Origin of the sequence: Nocardioides halotolerans DSM 19273 (genome assembly GCF_000422805.1) — a bacterium.
Classification (GTDB): Bacteria; Actinomycetota; Actinomycetes; order Propionibacteriales; family Nocardioidaceae; genus Nocardioides; species Nocardioides halotolerans.
In genome coordinates this window covers 202,277-224,364 of the sequence record NZ_AUGT01000009.1, presented here as the reverse complement: position 1 = coordinate 224,364, position 22,088 = coordinate 202,277, and the positions used below count along the sequence as shown (strand labels likewise).

Genomic DNA, 22,088 nt, shown 5'->3' with positions numbered 1-22,088 from the left:
CTACCGCAGCGGGCGCACGTGCAGCCCGACCTCGGGGTCGACCACGACCTCCTGGGCGGCGGGCATGCCGTCGACGGTGAGCTCCGCGCCGAGGTCGACGTTGCGCTTGACGAGCCCCAGCGCGATCGGGCCGAGCTCGTGGTGGCGGGCGGAGGAGCCGACGAACCCGACCACCTTCTCCCCCAGCAGCAGGTCGGCGCCGGCCGGAGGGAGGCGGTTCTCGCTGCCGTCGAGGTGCAGCAGCGTCAGCCGCCGAGGCGGGCGGCCGAGGGTGTGCACGCGCGCGACGGTCTCCTGGCCGCGGTAGCAGCCCTTGTCCATGTGCACGGCTGACCCGATCCACCCGACCTCGTTGGGGATCGTGCGCGCGTCGGTGTCGACGCCGAACCGCGGCTCCCCCCGCGCGATCCGCAGCGCCTCGAAGGCCCACAGTCCGGCGGCGGGGCCGGCGGCCTCGGCGTACGACGTCAGCTGGTCGCGCGGCACCAGCTCGTAGCGCTCGTAGCCCTCGCCGCGCGCCGGGCGCCAGGTCACGGCGTGGGACGCCGTCACGTCGGTGAGCTCGGCGCGCATCATGAACTTCATCCGCTCGAGGAACTCCACCAGCGCGGCCGCCTGGCCGGGCTCGGTGTGCAGCGTGAACGCCGTGCCGTCGTCGGCGCCGACGAACGCGTGCTCCACGTGGCCCTGCGGGTCGAGCACCAGACCGGGCAGGGTGAGGCCCGGGGCCAGCGACTCGAGGTGCTGGGTGGTGAGCGAGTGCAGCCAGGTCAGCCGGTCGGGCCCCTCGATCCGCACGACGTCGCGGTGCGAGAGGTCGACGAAGCCCTCGCCGGCGTCGAGCGCGCGCTGCTCGAGGTTGAACGAGCCGTAGTGCGCGGCGACGGGTGCGTCGACGCCGTCGCCGGCCACGGCACCGGGCAGGCCGAGGAGCGGGCTGGTCGGCGCGGTCACGAGCAGCTCCCGCAGGTGCCGAACACGGTCAGGTGGCCGACGTCGGCGGTGAAGGCGTGGTCGGCGCGGAGCCGTTCGAGCAGTGGTGAGAGCACATCTGGGTCAACGGACACGACCTCGTGGCAATTCCGGCAGACCAGGTGGAAGTGCTCGTGGTCGCGGACGGAGTGGTACGTCGGGGCGCGGTCGCTGAGGTGGGCGTGGCGGACGAGGCCGAGGCCTTCGAGCACCTCGAGGGTGCGGTAGACGGTCGAGATGTTGAGCGCGGAGGACCGCTTGCGCACCTCGGCGAGCACCTCGTCCGGGGTGGCGTGCCCGAGGGTGTCGACCGCGTCGAGGATCAACTCGCGCTGCGGGGTGAGCCGGTAGCCCCTGCCCCGGAGCTTCTCGCGCCAGTCCTCGGTCATCGCCTCAGCCGTGCGACGGGGCGCGCTGGAGCCGGGCCCACGTGTGGGGCTGCAGGGCCTGGCCCATCGCGGCCATGTCGAAGGCGTAGAGCAGGTCGCCCTCCACGTTGCCGTAGAGGCGGTGCCCGGCGACGTACTCCTTGGCCGACTCGGTGCGCGCCACCGCGTCGGTCTGGATCTCGAGCTTGCCGTCGGCGGCCTCGCCGTACCAGATCTCGACGAAGCCGGTGTTGTGGGCGAGCAGCAGCTCCATCCGCCCCTCGGGCCGGCAGCGCAGGAACCCGGTCTCCAGCGCCGCGTCGCGCACCTTCTCGCCGGCCTCGTCGATGATCCACGCGCGCGAGAAGTAGTGGAAGAACGGGCGGCCGTCGTGGGCGAAGACCAGCTCCTGGCCGAACTGGTGCGGCTCGATCGTCGGGTAGTCGAGGTGCCCGTTGCCCCGCCACGTGCCGAGCAGCCACGCGACCGGCGCGCAGTCGGGGTGGAGGTTGTCGGGCAGCTCGAACGGCACACCACCAGACTAGGGCGTGCTGGGAACCCCTGGCGGCGCCAGCGCATCCACCCGGAGTTCCCAGCACGCCCTGGGCGTGCCGCGCCGTAGTCTCGGGCCGTGGTGAGATCGCTGGTCGTCAAGGTCACCTGCGGCGCGGAAGCGGCGGAGCGCTGCAACCAGGGGTTCACGGTGGCCGCGACGGCGGTGTCCGCGGGCGCCGAGGTATCGCTCTGGCTGACCGGCGAGGCGGCCTGGTTCGGCGTCCCGGGCCGGGCCGCGGCCTTCACCCTCCCGCTCGCGACGCCGCTGGACGACCTGCTCGACGGCGTGCTCGCCGAGGGCATGGTGACGGTGTGCGCGCAGTGCGCGGCCCGGCGCGAGATCGGCGCGGACGACGTCCTCCCCGGTGTCCGGATCGCCGGTGCGGCGGTGTTCGCCGAGGAGGTCCTCCGCGAGGGCGCGCAGGCGCTGGTCTACTGAGCCGGGCGGGCTGGCTGGCGGGGTAGCGGGCGGGATAGTCCCTGACGTAAGGGCCCCTCTTGACCGGTCCAGCGGGGTCGTTGCGTCAGGGACTACCCCACCCTTCCGGGCGAGGTACCCCCACCCGTTCCGGCGAGTCGCTTGACTGCGCCCGCGCAACTAGACTCGCCGCGATGACTCGAGCGGCCGACCCCCAATCGACCGCGCCGACCGCCCCACCCGACGAGTTCTCCGAGGCACCTGACGCCGACCACGCCAGGGGCGAGGAGTCCCCCGATGTCGAGTCGGTGCAGGCGCGGCTTCTCGACCACGCCCGGGCCGCCGAGCGCTCGGCCCACCTGCGCCGCATCGCCGAGGAGGCCGCAGCCCTCCAGGCCGCGGAGCGGCTGGCCGCCGAGGAGGCCGCGCAGCTCGCGGCCGAGGCCCGGCATCGCGCCGAGGAGCTCGCCGAGCAGCACGCCGCGGCCGCCCGCGAGGCGCACGAGGCCCGGACCGCCGCCGAGCTCGCGACGGCCGAGCTGAGCGAAGGACGGCGTACGGCGGAGGAAGCCGCGCTGGCCAGCGCGCGCGAGCGCGAGGTGGCCGAGCAGGCCGCGCTCGAGCAGGCACGTGCCGCCGAGGCGGCCGCGGCCGAGCGGGTCCGCGCCGAGCAGCTCGCCGAGGCCCAGACCCAGGCCAGGCTGGCCGCCGAGGAGTCGGCCCGGCAGTACGCCGAGCAGTCCGCCGAGGCCCATGCCGGCCGCGCCGAGGCCGAGAGCCAGGCGCAGGCGCAGCACGAGGCGGCCGCCGCCGCGCTGGCCGCCCGCGCCGAGGCCGACGAGCAGGTCCGCCAGCACGCCTCCAGCGCCGCGCAGGCGCTTCGCGAGCGCACCGAGGCCGAGGCCCGGCTGGCCGCGCTGGCGCAGGAGCTCGAGACCGTCCGCGGGCAGGCGCTCGAGGAGACGCAGATCGCGACCCTGGCGCGCGAGCGCGCCGAGGCCGCAGCCCGCGAGCAGGCCACGCTCCGCGAGGAGGCCGAGCGCGCGGCCGCCGAGCACGCCGAGGCCCGCCAGATCGCCGACGAGGCCGCGGCCCGGCACGCCGAGCACGCCCAGGCCGCGCACGAGGCCCGCCTCGCGGCCGAGGAGAGCGCGCGCGACTTGGTCGCGTCGGCCGAGGAGACCGCGCGCGCCGTGGTCACCGAGGCCGAGCAGCGCGCCCGCGCCACGATCGCCCGGGCTGAGGCGAGCGCTCGCGACGCCCTGGCCCTCGCGCAGCACACCGCCGAGGAGGCGCGCGTCGGCGCCGAGGCCGCGCACGCCGCCCGCACCGAGGCCGAGCAGGCGGCCGCCGAGCACGGGCTGCTGGCGAGCAGCGCCGCCGCCGCCGAGCACGCCGCCCACGAGGCCGCGCGAGAGCGTGCCGAGGAGGCCGAGCGGGCCCAGGCCGCGCGTACGACCGCGGAGGCGCTCGCCGCCGAGCACGCCGAGCTGGCCCGCACCGCCCACGAGGCGCGCGCGGAGGCCGAGGGCCTCGCAGAGGCCGCCCACCAGGCCCGCACCGGCGCCGACGAGGGCGCGGCCGAGCACGCCCGGCTGGCCCAGGACGCCTACGCTGCCCGCACCCGGGCCGAGACCGCGGCCGACGCCGCGCTGCAGTCGCGCACCGCCGCCGAGGAGCGGGCCCGCGAGCACACCGCGCGCGCCGCCGAGGCGGCCGAGGCCGAGCGCCTCGCACACGAGGCCGCCGAGGCCAGGGCGGCCGAGGCCGCCGAGGCCAGCGCCGCGCGCCTGGAAGCCGAGGCGGCCGCCGCCGAGCAGGCCTGGCAGGCGCGCGCCGCCCACGAGGGCCGGGTCACCGCCGACGACATCGCGCAGTCCGCGCAGACGCTGCGCACCGCCGCCGAGGAGTCCGCGGCCGAGCAGGCCGAGCTCGCCCGCCAGGCCCACGAGGCGCGGCTCGCCGCAGAGCGGGCTGCCGACGAGGCCCAGTCGGCGCGCTACGCCGCGGAGTCCGCCGCCCTCGAGCACGCCGCCGCGGCCGGCCAGGCGGCGGCCGCGGAGCACGCGTCCCACCAAGCAGCCGAGGCCCACGCGGTGGCGGCCGAGGCCGCCGAGGCCGCGCGCGCCCAGGCCGAGGCCCGCGCGTCGGACCACGCCGAGACCGCGCGCCAGGCCCACGAGGCACGCACCGCAGCGGAGGAGCTCGCTCGCGAGGCCCACGAGGCACGTTCGTCGGCCGAGCAGTCGGCGGCGGAGCACGCCCGGCTCGCCGAAGAGGCCCATCGCGCCCGCGCCGTGGCCGAGGAGGCGGCGCTGGCCGCCGCCGGCGCCGGCGAGGAGGCGCAGCGGGCACGCGAGCAGGCGGAGCAGTCCGCCGCCGCCCAGGCGGCGCTCGCCGAGCAGGCCGGGACCGCCGCGCAGGCCGCGCACGAGGCGGCCGAGGCGCGCGCCGCCGAGGCGTCCGACGCCCTCCGCGCCCGTCAGGCTGCCGAGGCCGCGGCCGCGGAGCAGGCCTGGCAGGCGCGGCTCGCGCACGAGGGCCGGGCCACCGCCGAAGACATCGCGCAGTCGGCCCAGGTGGTGCGCGCGGCCGCCGAGGCCGCGGCCACCGAGCAGGTCGAGCTCGCCCGCGAGGCGCACGAGGCGCGGCTGGCCGCCGAGCGCGCGGCAGACGACGCGCACGTCGCCCGGCTGGCCGCCGAGGAGACCGCCGCGACCCAGGCCACGGCCGCTGCCGAGGCCGCCGAGGCCGAGCTCGCCGCCCACGAGAACGCCACCGAGCACGCCACCGCCGCGCAGGCCGCGCACCAGGCGCGCGTGGCCGCCGAGGACGCGACCTCCGAGCAGGCGCAGGCAGCGCGCACCGCCCACGAGGCCCGGGTCGAGGCCGAGGAGCTCGCGCGCGCCGCACACGAGGCCCGGACCCAGGCCGAGGCGGCGGCCACGGAGCAGGTCGAGCTCGCCCGGCAGGCCCACGAGGCGCGCCTGCTCGCCGAGCAGGCCGCGGACGCCGCCCACACCCAGCGCGCCGAGGCCGAGCAGGCCGCCGCCGAGCAGGGCAGCCTCGCCGGCCAAGCCGCTGCCGCCGAGCTCGCGGCGCACGAGGCGGCTCAGGCCCAGGCCGACGCCGCCACCGTGGCCCATGACGCGCGGGCCGAGGCCGACGCGGTGGCCGCCCAGCACGCCGAGGCGGCCCGGCTGGCGCACGAGGCCCAGGTGGAGGCGGAGGCGGCCGCGCAGTCTGCGCACGACGCGCGCCGGGCCGCAGAAGACGCGGCGCGCCGCCAGGCCGAGGCCGCGCGGGCCGCCGTCGCCGAGCGGGCCGCAGCCGAGCAGGTGGCGAGCATGCAGGCCTCCGACGCCGAGGCCGCGCACGCCGCGAGGACGGTGGCCGAGGAGGCGAGCACCAGGTCGGCCGAGGCCGCCCGGCGGGCCGCGGAGGCCGAGCGCGCCGCGCACGAGGCCGCCGAGGCCCGGGCGACGGAGGCAGCGACCGCCCATGACGACCGCCGCGCCGCGGAGGAGCTGACGGCGGCCCAGCTGGCCGAGGCCACGGCCGCCCACGACGCACGTGCGGCGGCCGAGCGTGCCGCCGAGGCAGCCGAGCAGGCCCGTGAGGCCGCCGAGGCGACCGCGCGCGAGCACGCCGCGAAGGCCGCCGAGGCCCATGAGCTCCACACCGAGGCCGAGCGCCTCGCCGCCGAGGCCGCCGCCACCGCGGAGGAGGCGCAGCGCCTGCGCGCCGACGCCGAGCAGCGCACGCTCGACCAGCACGCGCTCACCGTCGCCGCGGCGGCCGCCGAGGAGAGCGCGCACCGCACCGCCGAGGAGCACGCCGAGCTGGCCCGCGCGGCGCACGCCGCCCGCACCGCCGCCGAGGAGACCGCGCGCGCCAACGCCGACGCGGCGGCCGAGGCGCACCAGGCCCGCACCGAGGCCGAGCAGGCCGCGCTCGAGGCGCAGGAGGCGCGGCGTACCGCCGAGGAGACCGCGAAGGCCCAGGCCGAGCGGGCCGCGCGGTCCGGCAAGGAACGAGCCACCGCCGAGTGGCGCACCGCCGAGGCGCTCGCCAACCTCCAGGTCGCGGCCGAGGAGCACGACGCGCGGCTGCAGGAGGCCATCGACGCGCGGGTCGCCGCCGAGGAGGCCGCCACCGAGGCGATCTCCGCACGCGCCGCCGCCGAGCGCGCCGCCGCCCGCCTCGCCGAGGAGCTCACCGAGGCCCGCGCGCGCCTGCTCGAGCTCGAGGACGCCGACGCGCGGGGGTAGTCCTAGCCCAAGGCCCGCAGCGCCTTCGCGAGCTTGCGGCCGCAGACGCGGTGGCCGGCTGGGGTCGGGTGGTCGTAGTCGGCGCCGACGAGCTGGGGGCGGCCCTCGAGCCAGCGCTGGGCGTTGACGTAGGGGATGCCGAGCCGGCGGGCGGCTGCCGCGAGGGCACCGATCACGCCGTCGGTGTCCGCGAAGCCGTCGACGGTCGGGTCCATCGTGCCGACCAGGACCACTCGCGCCTCCGGGTGCCGCTTGGCCGCGGCCTTGAGGGTCCGCACCGCCCGCCGGGTGATCAGGCCGGGGGCGTAGCCCTTGTCGTTGCCGCCCCCCTCGATGACCAGCCAGTCGACCGGGCCGACCTCGAGCGCGCCCTGCCGGATCTGACCGAGGAACGACGGGATGTCGTAGTCGCGGTTGCCGGACACGAAGCCGGTGCCGCCGCCGCCGCGGATCTCGTAGCGCCAGCCGAGCCGGCGGGCGGCGACGGCGCCCATGGAGTTGTCCGGGCCGGTGTAGGCGCCGCCGACGATGTAGGAGTCGCCGAAGAACAGCGACGTGGTCGCGCCCGACCGCTGCGGGGTCTGCGTCGGCGTCGACGAGGCGGACGGCGATGCCGGAGGGGCCGGGGACGTCGGCGAGGAGGACGGCGCCACCTCGCCCACCGGACGGGCCTGCGAGGTCTCGTGCCCTTCGGACACACACCCCGCGAGGACCAGCAGCAGCGGCGCCGCGAGCGAGGTCAGCACTCGGACCCGGCTCGCCACGGGACCACTGTAGGTGCGCCGCCGAAGTGCCCTTCCAGCGTCGAGGGGTGCTGCTCCGCGCTGCGGGCTAGGCGCCGCGCCTCGCCAGCGCCCTCGCGAGCCGGGCGCCGAGCGGGACCTGCGCGGCGTACGTCGGGTGCACGTAGTCGTCGCAGAGCCACTCCGGGTGCCCACCCAGCCAGGTCATGTCGTCGACGAACGGCACGTGGAGCCGCTCGGCCACCGCGCGCAGCGCGTCGCGGATCGGGATGCTGTCGGCGTACCCGCCGTAGGGGTCGAGCGGGCCGACCAGGACCAGCAGCGCGCGGGGGTACTTCGCGCGCGCGATCCGCAGGATGGTGCGGGCGTTCTTCTTGAGCTGCGTGACCGGCTGCCCGACGTCGTTGGAGCCGCCGGCGATGACGACCAGACGCGGGTGGCGGACGTCGAGGGCGCCGTCGCGGATCTGCGCGAGGTACGGCGGCAGGTCGTAGTCCGGGTTCGCGGCCACGAAGCCGGTGCCGCCCGCGCCGCGGACGGTCGTGCGGTAGCCGAGCGTGGTGCCGGCGAGGTAGGCCATGTCCTGCTTCGCGTCGGGGCTGCAGCCGCCGCCGACGAAGTAGGAGTCGCCGAAGAACAGCGCCCGCGGCTGGGCGCGGTCGGCGGCCGGGACGGTGCGCGGCGCCATCGCGTGGGCGGGCGCGGCGAGCGACGTCGACCCGAGCAGCGCGGCGACGACGAGGGCTGGAGCGAGGACCCGGCGCACCCGCCGAGGGTAGCCGCGCACGGGGACGGGCTCAGGACATCGCGGCGGCCAGGTCGCTGGCCACCCGCGCGTTGGCGGCGCGCGACGAGCGCCCGGCGAGGATGTTCGCGAACCCGTGGATCTGGTCGTCGAAGCGGGTGAGCGCGACGTCCACACCTGCGATGCGCAGGCGCTCGGCGTACGCCTCGCCCTCGTCGCGGAGCGGGTCGAAGCCGGCGGTGTAGACGAGCGCCGGGGCCAGCCCGGCGGGGAGGTCGGCGTGCATCGGCGAGAGCCGCGGCTCGTCGGCCGGGACCTCGGGCGAGTAGAACCGGTCGGCGCGGTCCATGAACGCGCGGGTGAGGTAGAAGCCCTGCCCGAACAGCTCGAGGCTGCGCGTCTCGCGCCTCGACTGGGTGGCCGGGTAGACGAGCAGCTGCACCGCGCACGGCCACCCGCGCCGCGCCGCCTCGATCGCGACGACCGTGGCGAGGTTGCCGCCGGCCGAGTCGCCGCCGACCGCGAGCCGGTCGGGGTCGGCGCCGACCTCGGCGGCGTGCTCGAGCGTCCACTCGTACGCCGCCACCGCGTCGTCGTGCGCTGCCGGGAACGGGTGCTCGGGCGCGAGTCGGTAGGCGACCGACAGCACCCGCACCCCGGCCCGCTCCGCCAGGAAGCGGCAGCCCGGGTCGTGGGTGTCGAGGTCGCCGCACCAGAAGCCGCCGCCGTGGAAGAACACCACCAGAGGTCCGGGCCCCGAAGCACCCGACGGGACGTAGAGCCGCGCCGGCAGGCCTGCGGCCTGCAGCGCGCGCACCGCCCCGACCGGCTGGTCTCCCCCGGTGAGCCGGGTCGTCCGCCGGAGCACCGCGCGTCCGTCCTCGAGCGGCAGGTCCTCGGCGCCGCGCAGCCCGACGAGCCGCTGCATCCTGAGCATCAGCTGCACGTCGGTCGCCAGCGTGAGCCCGTCGATCCGCACCGGCCGGCCGGCCAGCACTCGCTGCGCCGAGAGCGGCAGCGACATCGCCGCGGTGAGCCCACCGCGCTCCACCCAGGTCGGCACGTGCATGGTTCCCAGACCATATGGGGTAGGAACACCGCGTGCTCCGCCTGCTGTCCGCCCTCTGGGCGCTCGTCGCGCTCGTGGCCCCGGTGACCGACGCCACGGCGTACGTCGCCGAGACGGTCGCGACGTGGCAGGGCGGCGACCCCGTCTACCTCAGCCCCGAGAGCGGGGCGCTCGCCGCCGACGACGCCGACGCGCTCCGCGACCGGATCACCGGCTGGCGCGACGACGTGTTCCTCGCCGTGCTCCCGGCCGCGGCGATCCGGCAGGGCGAGGGCGCCGACGTCGACGAGGCGTCCGCCCTCCTCGACCAGCTCCACGAGGCGATGGGCGGCGTCGACGGCATCTACGTCGTCAACCTCAGCGGTGCCGGCACCTACGCGGCCGGGTACGGCGACGCCCCGGGCGCGGTCGACGTCGGCCGGATCGTCGCGCGCGAGGTGCGCGACCACACGCTCGGCCAGGTCGCACAGGTGCTGGAGGGCACGCTCGACGAGCTCGGCGCCCCGGAGAGCGGCGGCGTCTCCCTGGTCTGGGTCGTCGTCGCACTCGCCGTCGGGGCCGCGGTGGCCACGGCCGCGACGATGCTGTGGCTGCGCCGCCGGCGGCGCCCCCGCCGGCGGGCCTCCGGTGAGACCTGGGCAGGCCCGGCGGACTACCACCCCAGCTTCCCGACGTACGGCGACCAGCGCGACACCGTCGAGGACCGCGCCGCCCTGGCCCGCGAGGACGTCACCCGGCTCGGGGAGGAGCTCGACGCCGCCGACCCGCCGCTGACCGACCCTGCGGTCGCCGCCCATGTGCAGGCCGCGCTCGACGCCTACGCCGACGCGTCGCGGCGCGTCGACGACCTCACCGGCGACGACGAGCTCCGCCAGGTCGGCCAGGTCGCGGAGTACGCCCGCTGGCAGCTCGCGTGCGCGCAGGCCCTCGTCGCGGGCACCGCCCCACCCCCACGCCGGCTGCCGTGCTTCGTCGACCCGGGCCACGGTCGCTCCGTCGCGGACGTGTCGTGGGCGCCGCCCGGGGACACGCTCCGACCGGTCCCGGTCTGCCGGGCCTGCTACGACCGGCTGACCAGCGAGGGGACCGCGTGAGGATCAACCTGGCCAAGGTGGTGCCGTTCCTCGGCGTCGTCGTCGTCTTCCTGCTCTGGGCAGCAGCCCAGAACACCGGCACCGACGAGAGCCCGGGCGACGGCTACGACTACGGCTACGACACGCCCGACACGGGCCGCGCCGACGCCTACTTCGACCAGGTGGCGACCCGGCTCGCCCGCCCCGGGGTCTACGTCGACCCGGCCGTCACCGAGATCCCGGCCGAGGAGGCGGCACGTCTCGACCGGATCGCGGCGGAGACGCCCGGACCGGTCCGGGTGCTGGTCGTGCCCGCCGACGCGCTGCGCGAGCGCGACCCGGGCGACCCGGAGGCGGCCTTCGACAACGACCTCGCGTACGCCGACGACGAGCTGCCCGGCCAGCTCTACGACCGCGTCGGAGTCGACGGCACCTACGCCGTGCTGGTCGACGCGGCGTCGTCGTACGACGGCCGGTCCTTCACGGCGTACCAGTTCGCGGAGGAGCGGCCGTTCTACGAGGTCGACGTGGCCGTGGACCGCGCCGTCGACTGCTGCGCCCCCGACTACGCGTCGATGCTGGAGACCTTCCTCGAGCACGCCGGCGACGAGGAGACCAACCCCTGGCCGATCATCGGCTGGGTCGTCGCAGGGATCGCCGCGCTGGTCGGGCTCGTCATCGGCGGGCGCCGCTGGCGGCGCTGGCGGCGCCGCAAGGCCGACGACGCCCAGGTCGCCGACGCCCTGCGCCCGGCCCTCCAGGAGGAGGTCGTCGAGCTGTCCACGACGGTGGCCGCGCTGCCGCCCGCGCCGGCATCGGCGTCGGGCGCGGCTGACGACCTCCCCGACCGCACCCGCCGGGTGCTCGACCTGGTCGAGGAGGCTCGGCACCGCCTCGACGCTCAGTCCGACGCTGGCGACGGCGAGGGCCGGATGGACACCCCCGACGAGGTCGAGGACGTCGTGCGCCGCCTCGCCGACGCGCGCTACGAGCTGGCCGCCATCGACGCCCTGCGCCGCGGCCTACCGCTGCCAGAGCAGACCGCGCCGTGCTTCTTCGACCCTCGGCACGGCCCGAGCGTCGCCGAGGTGCCGTTCCGGCCCGAGGCGGGCCTGGAGCGGCCGGTGCCGGTGTGCGCGCGCTGCCGCGACGAGCTCGCCGCGGGCCGGGTGCCGCCGACGCGGACGCTGAAGATCGGCGACGTGGTGCAGCCGTACTGGAAGTGGGAGCGCTACACCCGCCCCTACGTCAACGGCTACTGGCAGCGGCACACCTTCGCCGACCGAGGCGTGCAGGCCAGCCGGTTCGCGCCGGCGCCGGTGGTGGCGCGGCACGACGAGCCGGGCTGGGGCGGGATTCAGTTCGTGTGGGAGAGCGACGGCGGCTCGGGCGGCTCGGGCGGCTCCGGGTCGGGCTCGAGCCGTCGCCGGTTCTCCGGCAGCTCGGGCTCGCGGCGGTCCTTCGGCGGCGGCAGCTCCAGCCGCTCGACCCGCCGCTCGGGTGGGTCGCGCCGCTTCTGACCGCCCTGCCGGGGTGGTCGTCCGACAGCGGACTTTCGGACACCGCGCGTTCACGCGGCGGTGACACACTGGCGGCATGACGCTCGACCACGCCGACCCCGCCGCAGTCGCCCGTGGCAACGGCGTGCCCGAGGACACCTTCGACGTGGAGCCGCCGTACGTCGCGACGGAGGCTGCGCTCGCCGCGGTCGAGAAGTTCGAGGACCGCTTCCTCGACCGCGAGCTGTCCTGGCTGGACCTCAACCAGCGGGTGCTGGAGCTGGCCGAGGACGAGCGTCAGCCGCTGCTGGAGCGGGTGCGCTTCGCGGCGATCTTCACCAGCAACCTCGACGAGTTCTTCATGGTCCGGGTGGCCGGGCTCAAGCGCCGGATCGCCGCCGGGCTCGCGGTGAAGGCGGCCTCCGGGATGCACCCCCGCGACGTCCTGGAGGCGATCCTCGACAAGGCGCAGGCGCTGAGCGACCGGCACGCGCGGCTGTTCGCCGACCAGCTGGTGCCGGCCCTGATCGACGCCGGCATCCAGCTCGTGCGCTGGGGCGACCTCGACCGCGAGGAGCAGAAGTACTGCAAGAAGCTCTTCAAGGAGCGCATCTTCCCGGTGCTCACGCCGCTCGCGGTCGACCCGGCGCACCCGTTCCCCTACATCTCCGGGCTCTCGCTCAACCTCGCCGTCACGATCCGCAACCCCAAGACCGGCAAGGAGCACTTCGCCCGGGTCAAGGTGCCGCCGATCTTCGCCCGGTTCGTGCCGCTCGGCAACCAGCGGTTCGTCCCGCTGGAGGACGTCATCGGCGAGCACCTCAAGCGGCTGTTCCCCGGCATGGAGGTGCTCGAGGTCCACACCTTCAGGGTGACCCGCAACGAGGACCTGGAGGTCGAGGAGGACGACGCGGAGAATCTCCTCGCGGCGCTCGAGAAGGAGCTGCTCCGCCGCCGGTTCGGCCCGCCGGTGCGCCTCGAGGTCGAGGAGTCGATGACCCAGGGCGTGCTCGACCTGCTGGTCACCGAGCTCGGCGTCAGCGAGCGGGAGGTCTTCCGGCTCCCCGGCCCGCTCGACCTGCGCGGGCTGCACGGCATCGCCGACCAGAACCGCGAGGAGCTGAAGTACGCCGCCTTCGTGCCGACCACCCACCCGCTGCTGGCCGAGGTGGAGTCGTCGGCTCCCGTCGACGTGTTCAAGGCGACCCGGCGTCACGACGTGCTGCTGCACCACCCCTACGACTCGTTCGCCACGTCGGTGCAGCGGTTCATCGAGCAGGCCGCCGCCGACCCGCACGTGCTCGCGATCAAGCAGACCCTCTACCGCACCTCGGGCGACTCGCCGATCATCGACGCCCTCATCGACGCCGCCGAGGCCGGCAAGCAGGTGCTGGTGCTCGTCGAGATCAAGGCCCGCTTCGACGAGGAGGCCAACATCCGGTGGGCCCGAAAGCTCGAGCAGGCCGGCTGCCACGTCGTCTACGGGCAGGTCGGGCTCAAGACCCACTGCAAGCTCGCGCTCGTGGTGCGGGACGAGCCCGACGGCATCCACCGCTACACCCACATCGGCACCGGCAACTACAACGGCAAGACCGCGCGCAGCTACGAGGACCTCGGGCTGCTGACGACCGACGACCTGATCGGCGAGGACGTCGCGCACCTGTTCAACAACCTGTCGGGCTTCGCGCGCAACCCGTCGTACGAGCACCTGCTCGTCGCACCCGACGAGGTGCGCACCGGCCTGGTCGACCGGATCCACCGTGAGATCGAGCACCACCGCGCCGGGAGGCCGGCGCGGATCCGGATGAAGATGAACTCCCTGGTCGACGAGGGCGTCATCGACGCGCTCTACCTCGCCGCCCAGGAGGGCATCCCGGTCCAGCTCCTCACCCGGGCGATCTGCGCGCTCCGGCCGGGCGTGCCCGGGCTCTCGGAGTCGATCGAGGTGCGCTCGATCCTGGGGCGGTTCCTGGAGCACAGCCGGGTCTACTGGTTCGACAACGGCGGCGAGCCCGAGGCCTGGATCGGCTCGGCCGACATGATGCACCGCAACCTCGACCGCCGGGTCGAGGTGCTGGTGCGGCTCCCCGAGACGCCGCTGGTCACCCAGGTCGGGGAGCTGCTCGACCTCGCCTTCGCGCCGGACACGTCGGCGTGGGAGCTGCACAGCAACGGCGACTGGGTGCACAACGGCGGCGCGACCGACTTCCAGGACACCCTGATCGAGCGGCACCGGCGGCGCCGTACGTGAGGCTGCCGGCCGCCGACGCGGCCCTCACTTGTGCGAGGGGCCGGGGCACCCCCTAGGCTGTTGAACGGCCGGTCACCGGCCTCGACATGGCCCCCCGCCGACCCGCCAGGAGAAGTCGTGGCATTGCGTTTCCGCCCGGTCGACACGGGTTTCTACGACCTGTTCACCGAGTCGGCGCAGCACCTGGTCGTCGGGGCCGGGCTGCTCGCCGAGATGCTCAGCGAGGCCGCCGTCCACCAGGACGTCGCCGCCCGCATGCGCCAGGCCGAGCATGAGGCCGACGAGACGACCCACGCGCTGTTCAAGCGGGTCAACTCGACGTTCGTGACGCCGTTCGACCGCGAGGACATCTACCGGCTCGGGTCGGGCCTCGACGACGTCATGGACATGATGGACGAGGTCGTCGACCTGATCCTGCTCTACGAGGTCAAGGTGCTGCCGCCCGAGCTGTCGCAGCAGGTCGAGGTGCTCCAGCGGTGCGCCGAGCTCACCGCCGCCGCGATGCCGGGGCTGCAGAGCCCGCAGAAGCTCGAGGAGTACTGGATCGAGATCAACCGGCTGGAGAACGCCGGCGACAAGAACCACCGTCGGATGCTCGCCAAGCTCTTCTCCGGTGAGTTCAAGACCATCGAGGTGCTCAAGCTCAAGGACATCGTCGAGGCCCTCGAGCGCGCGATCGACAAGTTCGAGAACGTCGCGAACATCGTCGAGCAGATCGCCGTCAAGGAGAGCTGAGCACCACTCATGGAGCTCGCGATCGTCGTCGCGGTCGTCGTCGTTGCGCTGGCCTTCGACTACACCAACGGATTCCACGACGCGGCGAACGCCATCGCCACGTCGGTCTCGACCCGCGCGCTGACGCCGCGCGTCGCGCTGATCCTGGCCGCGGTGATGAACTTCGTCGGCGCGCTGCTCGGCCAGGAGGTCGCCAAGACCGTCCAGGGCGTGCTCACGATCGACGGGGTGTCGCGCAACCACGGCCTCGTGATCGTGCTGGCCGGGCTCGTGGGGGCGATCGCCTGGAACCTCACGACGTGGTACTTCGGCCTGCCCTCGTCGTCCTCGCACGCGCTGATCGGCGGGCTGGTGGGCGCGGGCCTCGCGGGCGGCGTGACCATCGAGTGGTCGACGATCATCGAGAAGGTCGTCATCCCGATGATCGCCTCACCGGTCGTGGGCTTCACGATCGCGTTCGTGGTCATGCTCGCGATCATGTGGATCTTCCGCCGGCGCAACCCCCACCGCGTCTTTCGCGGCTTCCGGATGCTGCAGACCCTCTCGGCCGCCGGCCTGGCCCTCGGACACGGGCTCCAGGACGCCCAGAAGACGATGGGCGTGATCTTCCTGGCCGTGACGACCGCGGGCTACTACTCGGCAAACGACGACCACCTCCCGCTGTGGATCGTGCTCTCCGCGGCCGGCGCGATCTCGCTCGGCACCTACTCCGGCGGCTGGCGGATCATGCGCACCCTCGGCCGCCGGATCATCCACCTCGACCCCGCCCGCGGCTTCTCCGCCGAGACCGCCGGCACGATCGTGCTCTACACGACGGCCTTCGCCTTCCACGCGCCGATCTCGACGACGCACACCATCACCTCGGCGATCATGGGTGCCGGCGCCACCAAGCGCTTCTCCGCCGTCCGCTGGGGCGTCGCCCGCTCCATCGTGACCGCCTGGGTCCTCACCTTCCCCATGGCCGGCTCCGCCGCCGCCCTGGTCTACGTCGTCTGCCGTTACGTCCTCCAGCTGCCCTGAGGCCCCGATAGTCCCTGACGCTCGTGTCGCCGCCGCGCCGCAGGATCGACACCGACGTCAGGGACTATCGGGTCAACCGTGGCGATAGCGCAGCCAGACCTCGCGATCGCCATCTCCCAGCTGCCGCCGCTGCGCCACCGTCCAGGTCGGCGCCCACCACGCGGGCGGCTCGAGGGTCCAGCGGCGCTCGTCGGCCGCCTGCCGGGACGCGGCGGCGTACGCCGACCGGACCCGCGCGTGGAACGCCGACTGGTCCCGACGCTCCGCGGACACCATCGTCACCGGGTGGAGGCCGTGCTCCCGGAAGGCAGCCTCCCTGCGCAGGTCGGCGGCGCGGCGGCCCTCCGCGAGATGGACCGGCCCGTCGAACTCGCCCACGACGCCCGTCTGCGGATCGACCACGTCCGGGGTGCCGAGATGCCGGCCGCTGAGGTCGAAGATCGGTCGATTGGTCATGGGGCGGCGCCCGACGAGCTCGGTCCAGTCCAGACGGAAGTCGACCTCCGCGGGCGACCACGCGTTCTCGTCGCCGAGCGGGATCGCGAGCCGCGCCTGCTCGATGCCGGTGTAGCTGGGGTGGACCGACACCCACGCGCTCACCTCCTCGATGGAGACCAGGTCGTCGTAGCACGCCATGTCCAGGGCGCGTACGGCGGCTCGGAGGTTCGGCGCGTAGCGCATCTCGAAGCACGTCGCTCGAACAGCGTCGGTGACGCGCAGGCCGTCGACGACGACCACCTCGCGCGGGTCGAACCGTTCCTCGCACACGAGGACCTCCGGTCGCGGACGGAACAGGCGACGCGGCGACGCGATCACGACGGGACGTGGCGTCAGGTCGCCGTACGTCCCCTCGAACCAGCGCGCCCCCTGCCAGGCGAGGCTCCCCCAGCCCGTGACCGCCGACGGCGGGACGAGGAGGACCCCGGCTTCGGCCACACGCTGGCGGGGGCTCCCCCCCGCGACGCGCAGGACGTACCAGCCACGCCAGCACCGGCGATGCTCACCCCATTCGCTCGATGCGGCGCGTCGTTGCGCCTGGGTCAGCTCGCGCGCCGGCACGGGCCAGACCACCCCTTGGCCGGCTCCCCACGTCTCCATGCCTGGGGTCCTGCCCGCACGGCGGTCGAGCCAATTTCGCTGTCCACAACCCCGCCGCCGGGATAGTCCCTGACGCTGGTGTCGCCGACAACGGCGTGTCGCACACCCGAGCGTCAGGGACTATCCGACCGACCCCGCGCCCCGACGCCGGGATAGTCCCTGACGTCGGCGCCACCAGAACGGCGTGTCGCCCACCCGAGCGTCAGGGACTATCGGTCCGGGCGACCTCCGGCGAGACGTTAGCCGAAGCGGCCCGAGATGTAGGCCTCGGTCGCCGCGTTGTCCGGGTTGCTGAACATCTTCCGGGTCGCGTTGAACTCCACCAGGTGGCCGGGCTGGCCGGCCGCCTTGAGGTTGAAGAAGCCGGTGTCGTCGGAGACGCGGGCGGCCTGCTGCATGTTGTGGGTCACGATCACGATCGTGTAGTCGGCCTTCAGCTCGTGGATGAGGTCCTCGATCGCGGAGGTCGAGATCGGGTCGAGCGCCGAGCACGGCTCGTCCATCAGCAGCACCTGCGGCTCGACGGCGATCGCCCGCGCGATGCAGAGCCGCTGCTGCTGGCCGCCGGAGAGACCCATGCCGGGTCGGCCGAGGCGGTCCTTGACCTCGGCCCAGAGGTTCGCCCTGCGCAGCGAGCGCTCGACGACGTCGTCGGCCTCGGCCTTCTTCATCCGCCGGGAGTTCAGCCTGTTGCCGGCCAGCACGTTGTCGTAGATCGACATCGTCGGGAACGGGTTGGGCCGCTGGAAGACCATGCCGATCTGCCGGCGTACGGCGACCGGGTCGATCGAGGGGTCGTAGAGCGACTGCCCGTCGACCATGACCTTGCCCTCGACCCGGGCGCCGGGGATCACCTCGTGCATCCGGTTCAGCGACCGCAGCATGGTCGACTTGCCGCACCCGGACGGGCCGATGAAGGCGGTCACCGACCGCGCCCTGACGGTGAGGTTCACGCCCTGCACGGCGAGGAAATCGCCGTAGTAGATGTCGAGGTCGGAGACGTCGATGCTCCTGGCCATGGCGGGTCAGCCCTTCTTCTGGTTCGTTCCGGGGGCGAAGATCCGGCCGACGAGGCGCGCGACCAGGTTGAGCGCCATCACGATGGCGATGAGGACGAGGGCGGCACCCCACGCACGCGCGATGCCCGGCGCCTCGGTGCCGGGCGGGGCGTCGAAGGGCACCGTCCCCGGCTGCGTGAACTGGTAGTAGATGTAGACCGGCAGCGTCGTCATCCGCTCGCCGAACAGGTTGACGTTGACCGAGTCGGTCTTGCCTGCGACCACCAGCAGCGGGGCGGTCTCTCCGATGACCCGCGCCGTGGCGAGCATGACGCCGGTGATGATGCCGCCCAGGGAGGTCGGCAGCACCACCTTCACGATCGTGCGCCACTTCGGCACGCCGAGGGCGTACGACGCCTCGCGCAGGTCGTCGGGCACCAGCCGCAGCATCTCCTCGGTCGACCGCACGACGATCGGCACCATCAGCAGCGACAGCGCCACCGACCCGCCGAACCCGAGCCGGATCTCCGGGCCGAAGAGCAGCACGAACAGCGCCAGGGCGAAAAGCCCCGCCACGATCGACGGGATGCCGGTCATCACGTCGACCAGGAACGTCACCCACCGCGCCAGCCGCTTGCCCTTGCCGTACTCGACGAGGTAGATCGCGCAGAACAGGCCGATCGGCACCGAGATGGCGGCCGCCGCGAGCGTGACCAGCAGGGTGCCGATGATCGCGTGGTAGATGCCGCCCTGCTGGTCGCCGACGACGTTGCGCATGTCGAAGGTCAGGAAGCTCGCGTTGACCTCGGGCAGGCCGTGGCGGACCACCGTCAAGACCAGCCACGCCAGCGGGACCACGGCGACGCCGGACGCCGTCCACACCAGCGACGTCATCAGCCGATCGGTCGCACTCCGCTGTCCCTCGACCGCCAGCGACCACAGCGGGAGCGCGACGAGGAAGCCCAGCACCGCGAGTGCGAACACCGCGACAGCACCCCAGCCGGCCAGCAGCGCGAGCAGGCCCGAGCCGCACACCGCGAGGACGCCGACCAGCACCGGAGCCCAGCCGGGGAGCCGCGGCGCGGTCATCGTGAGCGGCCGGCGGGGCGGCGCCTCCTCCAGGGTCGTGGTCATCGTCGGAGCCTCTGCTCGCTGCGGGCCACAACCGCGCGGGCCGCGAAGTTGACCGCGAACGTGAACACGAACAGCACGAGCCCGGTGGCGATCAGGACCGCGAGCTTGTCGGGCGTGGCCTCCTGGAAGCTCGAGGCGATGTTGGAGGCGATCGTCGCGGGGTTGGTGCTGGAGATCAGGTTGAGGGTGTAGACCGGGCTCGCCGACAGCACCATCGCCACCGCCATCGTCTCGCCGAGCGCGCGGCCGAGGCCGAGCATCACCGCGGAGACGATGCCCGAGCGGGCATAGGGGAAGACCGAGAGCCGGACCATCTCCCACCGCGTCGCGCCGAGCGCAAGGGCGGCTTCCTCGTCCAGCCGGGGCGCCTGGACGAACACCTCCCGGCAGATCGCGGTGATGATCGGCAGGATCATGATCGCGAGCACGGTGCCGGCGGTCAGCACGGTCTTGCCGGTCACCGAGCCCGGCCCCGCGAAGAACGGCAGCCACCCCGCGTGCTCGTCCAGCCACGCGTGCACCGGCACCAGGTGGGGCCCGAGCACCCGCGCGCCCCAGAGGCCGAAGACCACCGACGGGACGGCGGCCAGCAGGTCGACCACGTAGGCCACCGGCACGGCGAGCGCCCGGGGCGCGTAGTGCGAGATGAACAGCGCGATCCCGAGCGCGAACGGCGCCGCGATCACGAGCGCCACGAGCGCGGCGAGGACCGTGCCGAACAGCAGCCTGCCGACGTACGGCCAGAAGCTCTCCAGGGGCCGGTAGCTCGACGCGGGCTTGCCGATGCCGGGCACACCCTCGATGGCGAGGAAGACGAAGACCGCAGCGAGGGCGGCCAGGATCGTGATCCCGGCCGCGGTGGCCAGGCCCTGGAAGACCCGGTCACCGCGACCGGTGGCCGGCCGCGGCTGCGGCTCGGCCTCGGTGGTCGTGGTCACGCTGCTCCTGCTCGACCCGATCCCTACTTGCCGGCGATCTCGTCGACGATGCCCGCGGCCTCGTCGGCGAGGCCGGCGTCCAGCGGGGCGGACCCGGCCTGGTCGGCCGCGGCCTGCTGCCCGTCGGGCGACACGGCGTACGAGAGGAAGCCCCGCACCAGCGCGGCCTCATTGGCGTCGTCGTAGTGCTGGCAGGCGATGAGGTACGACGTGAGCAGCAGCGGGTAGGCGCCGGAGTCGGTGATCGTGCGGTCGATGTCGATCGCCATGTCGACGTCGGCGCGACCCTCGGTGCGCGGCGAGCTCGCGAGCACCATCGCCGCGCCCTCGGCCGTCGGCTTGCTGAACTCCGCTCCCACGCCGATGGCCGCGATGCCCAGGCCACCGGCCTGGCTCTCGTCGGCGTACCCGATCGTGCCGTCGCCGGACTTCACCGCGGCGACCAGCCCCGAGGTGCCCTCGGCCGCCTCGCCGCTCTGCTTCGGCCAGACGCCGTCGGCGTCGTAGCCCCACGCACCGGCTGCGGCCTTCGCCAGGTAGTCGGTGAAGTTCTTGGTCGTGCCGGAGTCGTCGGAGCGGTGCACCGGCGTGATGGCGGTGTCCGGCAGGTCGGCGTCGGGGTTGGTCGCGGCGATGGCCGGGTCGTCCCAGGTGGTGACCTCCTCGTCGAAGATCCCGGCGATCGTCTCCGGCGAGAGGTTCAGCTCGTCGACGCCGTCGAGGTGGTAGACGACCGCGATGGGGCTGACGTAGGCCGGGATCTCGATCGGGTCCTCGCCCCCGCAGCGCTCCTTGGCGGCGGCGAGCTCGCCCTCGTCGGCGCTGAGCGCCGAGTCGCTGCCCGCGAACGAGTAGGCCTTGCTGAGGAAGTTCTCGCGCCCGGTGCCGGAGCCAACGGGGTCGTAGTTGACGGTCACGTCGGCGTTCTCGCCCTGGAAGCCGGCTCGCCAGACCCCCTGTGCCGCCTCCTGCGCCGACGAGCCGCCGCCGTTCAGCGTGCCGCTGAGGCTCTCGCCGCCGGCGAGCGAGCCCCGGTCGTCGCTGCCGCCGCTGTCGTTGGCGGCGCCGCAGCCCGACGCCACGAGGGCGAGTGCTGCGATGGTCGCGGGCACGATCCCGCGGTGGGTCCTGCGCGCGTTCACAAGCGTGCTCTTCACACGTATCTCCTGAGTCGTCTGGACGTACGCCGTGAACGTAGGGAGACGAGGTGTCCGGCCCTGGGGGCGCGGGTGAACGACGCGTGAACGGCGGCGGGCGGTCTCGTGTCGCGGCCGTCGGCCGGGTCAGCCGGCCCGGTGCCGCTCGGTCGCGACGACCACGCCCTTGCGGCGGTGGGCGACCAGGAACTCGCCCTTCTCCAGGCCGGGGTCCGCCAGCTCCAGTGCCTCGAACACCCAGGGCAGCACCGGCCGGTGGGTGCACAGCACGAGGCCGCCCGCGCGGGCCGGTGCGTCGTCGACCGCCTGCACCCGGTCGCGCACCAGCCGGCGCACACCCGACCGCGTCGCGCTCTCCTCGGTGAGGCCGTCCAGCTCCTCGATCGGCGCCGCGCTCTCGCGCGAGTAGGGGTCGAGCGTCTGCACGCAGCGGGTGCTGCTCGAGCTCACCAGGGTCCGCACGTCGTACGCGGCCAGCACGGGCACCAGTCGCTCGGCCTGCCGCTCACCGGCGGCGACGAGCGGCCGGCGGCTGTCCTTGCGCGACCACGAGCGCTTCGACCGCGCCACGGCGTGCCGCAGCACGACGACGGTGCGGGTCTTGCGGGGCAGGTCGAGCGCCTCGTGCAGGGTGGCGACGTCGCGCTCGTAGGTCAGCACGCGAGCGGCCTCGTCGACGCCGACCCACGCGACGTCGTCGATCTCGGCGTTGGGCGCGTAGCCGCTGACGTCGGGGTCGCCGACCACGCGACCGGTCCAGTAGTGGACCGTCTTCATCCCCTCGCGCACCGGGTAGCGCTGCCCGCCCAGCGGCGGCCCGAGCCGCACCCGCAGGCCGGTCTCCTCCTCGACCTCCCTGACGGCCGCGGTCGTCGCCCGCTCGCCCGGGTCGAGCTTGCCCTTCGGGAAGGACCAGTCGTCGTACTTCGGCCGGTGCACGAGGAGCACCGAGCCGCGCCTGCCGAACACCACGACGCCCGCCGCCTGCACGTCGCGGGGCGAGCCGGAGGACATGGCGGCTAGTGTCACACCTTCGGTGCGCGA

19 protein-coding genes are annotated in these 22,088 nt (G+C 74.4%); 7 read left to right on the top strand and 12 right to left on the bottom strand.

Annotation, left to right across the window (positions count from 1 at the left end):
* The 3 genes from ygfZ to G514_RS0101020 are packed head-to-tail and all read right to left on the bottom strand — an operon-like array spanning position 1 to position 1,872.
* A complete protein-coding gene (ygfZ, locus tag G514_RS0101030; protein WP_028650248.1) occupies positions 1 to 954 on the bottom strand; it encodes a CAF17-like 4Fe-4S cluster assembly/insertion protein YgfZ in 954 nt (317 codons plus the stop codon).
* Positions 951 to 1,361 carry a Fur family transcriptional regulator gene (locus tag G514_RS0101025; protein WP_028650247.1) on the bottom strand — a complete coding sequence of 137 codons (411 nt, stop codon included), beginning with the start codon at positions 1,359 to 1,361 and terminating at the stop codon, positions 951 to 953. The genes ygfZ and G514_RS0101025 overlap by 4 nt, the downstream gene beginning before the upstream one ends.
* 4 nt (positions 1,362 to 1,365) lie before the next feature.
* Positions 1,366 to 1,872 (bottom strand): heme-binding beta-barrel domain-containing protein, encoded by a 507-nt coding sequence (locus tag G514_RS0101020; RefSeq protein WP_028650246.1) that lies wholly within the window; start codon positions 1,870 to 1,872, stop codon positions 1,366 to 1,368.
* A gap of 99 nt (positions 1,873 to 1,971) precedes the next feature.
* Here G514_RS0101020 and G514_RS0101015 point away from each other — a divergent pair, with 99 nt between their 5' ends.
* Together G514_RS0101015 and G514_RS28825 are read left to right on the top strand one after the other, a co-directional pair.
* Positions 1,972 to 2,334: a DsrE family protein gene (locus G514_RS0101015; protein ID WP_028650245.1), complete on the top strand. Its 363-nt coding sequence runs from the start codon at positions 1,972 to 1,974 to the stop codon at positions 2,332 to 2,334.
* A 173-nt stretch (positions 2,335 to 2,507) separates the two neighbouring features.
* Positions 2,508 to 6,584, top strand: a complete 4,077-nt coding sequence (locus G514_RS28825; RefSeq protein WP_051246401.1) for a hypothetical protein — start codon at positions 2,508 to 2,510, stop codon at positions 6,582 to 6,584.
* A 2-nt stretch (positions 6,585 to 6,586) separates the two neighbouring features.
* Here G514_RS28825 and G514_RS0101005 read toward each other — a convergent pair whose 3' ends face one another.
* The 3 genes from G514_RS0101005 to G514_RS0100995 form a co-directional block, all read right to left on the bottom strand.
* Positions 6,587 to 7,348 carry an SGNH/GDSL hydrolase family protein gene (locus tag G514_RS0101005; protein ID WP_169576263.1) on the bottom strand — a complete coding sequence of 254 codons (762 nt, stop codon included), beginning with the start codon at positions 7,346 to 7,348 and terminating at the stop codon, positions 6,587 to 6,589.
* Positions 7,349 to 7,415: 67 nt separating this feature from the next.
* Complete coding sequence (locus G514_RS0101000) at positions 7,416 to 8,093, bottom strand: SGNH/GDSL hydrolase family protein (RefSeq protein WP_157544540.1); 678 nt, start codon at positions 8,091 to 8,093, stop codon at positions 7,416 to 7,418.
* A gap of 31 nt (positions 8,094 to 8,124) precedes the next feature.
* Entirely contained in the window at positions 8,125 to 9,141 is a 1,017-nt protein-coding gene (locus tag G514_RS0100995) for an alpha/beta hydrolase (protein ID WP_051246399.1), read from the bottom strand.
* Between the two features lie 32 nt (positions 9,142 to 9,173).
* Between G514_RS0100995 and G514_RS0100990 the strand changes: the two genes are divergently transcribed.
* From G514_RS0100990 to G514_RS0100970, 5 genes are all read left to right on the top strand, one after another.
* Complete coding sequence (locus G514_RS0100990) at positions 9,174 to 10,235, top strand: hypothetical protein (RefSeq protein WP_028650241.1); 1,062 nt, start codon at positions 9,174 to 9,176, stop codon at positions 10,233 to 10,235.
* The gene (locus tag G514_RS0100985; protein ID WP_028650240.1) at positions 10,232 to 11,734 is read left to right on the top strand and encodes a hypothetical protein; all 1,503 of its coding nucleotides are present in this window, start codon (positions 10,232 to 10,234) and stop codon (positions 11,732 to 11,734) included. Before G514_RS0100990 ends, G514_RS0100985 begins: the two co-directional genes overlap by 4 nt.
* Positions 11,735 to 11,810: 76 nt before the next feature.
* Complete coding sequence (locus G514_RS24120; RefSeq protein ID WP_051246396.1) at positions 11,811 to 13,964, top strand: RNA degradosome polyphosphate kinase; 2,154 nt, start codon at positions 11,811 to 11,813, stop codon at positions 13,962 to 13,964.
* Positions 13,965 to 14,081: 117 nt separating this feature from the next.
* Entirely contained in the window at positions 14,082 to 14,699 is a 618-nt protein-coding gene (locus G514_RS0100975; RefSeq protein WP_157544539.1) for a DUF47 domain-containing protein, read from the top strand.
* A gap of 9 nt (positions 14,700 to 14,708) precedes the next feature.
* Positions 14,709 to 15,719, top strand: coding sequence for an inorganic phosphate transporter (locus G514_RS0100970; protein WP_028650238.1), 1,011 nt, complete (start codon positions 14,709 to 14,711; stop codon positions 15,717 to 15,719).
* Between the two features lie 72 nt (positions 15,720 to 15,791).
* Here G514_RS0100970 and G514_RS24115 read toward each other — a convergent pair whose 3' ends face one another.
* From G514_RS24115 to G514_RS0100940, 6 genes are all read right to left on the bottom strand, one after another.
* Entirely contained in the window at positions 15,792 to 16,655 is an 864-nt protein-coding gene (locus G514_RS24115; protein ID WP_051246393.1) for a hypothetical protein, read from the bottom strand.
* Between the two features lie 401 nt (positions 16,656 to 17,056).
* Positions 17,057 to 17,836, bottom strand: coding sequence for a phosphate ABC transporter ATP-binding protein PstB (pstB, locus tag G514_RS0100960; protein ID WP_028650237.1), 780 nt, complete (start codon positions 17,834 to 17,836; stop codon positions 17,057 to 17,059).
* A gap of 6 nt (positions 17,837 to 17,842) precedes the next feature.
* Positions 17,843 to 18,949, bottom strand: coding sequence for a phosphate ABC transporter permease PstA (gene pstA, locus G514_RS0100955; protein ID WP_036563165.1), 1,107 nt, complete (start codon positions 18,947 to 18,949; stop codon positions 17,843 to 17,845).
* Complete coding sequence (gene pstC, locus G514_RS0100950; protein ID WP_028650235.1) at positions 18,946 to 19,887, bottom strand: phosphate ABC transporter permease subunit PstC; 942 nt, start codon at positions 19,885 to 19,887, stop codon at positions 18,946 to 18,948. The genes pstA and pstC overlap by 4 nt, the downstream gene beginning before the upstream one ends.
* Before the next feature lie 23 nt (positions 19,888 to 19,910).
* On the bottom strand, positions 19,911 to 21,044 hold the full coding sequence (locus G514_RS0100945; protein WP_084151685.1) for a phosphate ABC transporter substrate-binding protein PstS: 1,134 nt from the start codon (positions 21,042 to 21,044) through the stop codon (positions 19,911 to 19,913).
* 126 nt (positions 21,045 to 21,170) lie between these two features.
* Complete coding sequence (locus tag G514_RS0100940; protein WP_036563164.1) at positions 21,171 to 22,058, bottom strand: NUDIX hydrolase; 888 nt, start codon at positions 22,056 to 22,058, stop codon at positions 21,171 to 21,173.
* Positions 22,059 to 22,088: the final 30 nt, after the last annotated feature.

Bases quoted from the DNA above. Each gene is read 5' to 3' on its own strand.
- G514_RS0101025 (WP_028650247.1), bottom strand. From the start codon at position 1,361: ATGACCGAGGACTGGCGCGAGAAGCTCCGGGGCAGGGGCTACCGGCTC.
- G514_RS28825 (WP_051246401.1), top strand. From the start codon at position 2,508: ATGACTCGAGCGGCCGACCCCCAATCGACCGCGCCGACCGCCCCACCC.
- G514_RS0100995 (WP_051246399.1), bottom strand. From the start codon at position 9,141: ATGCACGTGCCGACCTGGGTGGAGCGCGGTGGGCTCACCGCGGCGATG.
- G514_RS24120 (WP_051246396.1), top strand. From the start codon at position 11,811: ATGACGCTCGACCACGCCGACCCCGCCGCAGTCGCCCGTGGCAACGGC.
- G514_RS0100970 (WP_028650238.1), top strand. From the start codon at position 14,709: ATGGAGCTCGCGATCGTCGTCGCGGTCGTCGTCGTTGCGCTGGCCTTC.
- pstB (WP_028650237.1), bottom strand. From the start codon at position 17,836: ATGGCCAGGAGCATCGACGTCTCCGACCTCGACATCTACTACGGCGAT.
- pstA (WP_036563165.1), bottom strand. From the start codon at position 18,949: ATGACCACGACCCTGGAGGAGGCGCCGCCCCGCCGGCCGCTCACGATG.
- G514_RS0100940 (WP_036563164.1), bottom strand. From the start codon at position 22,058: ATGTCCTCCGGCTCGCCCCGCGACGTGCAGGCGGCGGGCGTCGTGGTG.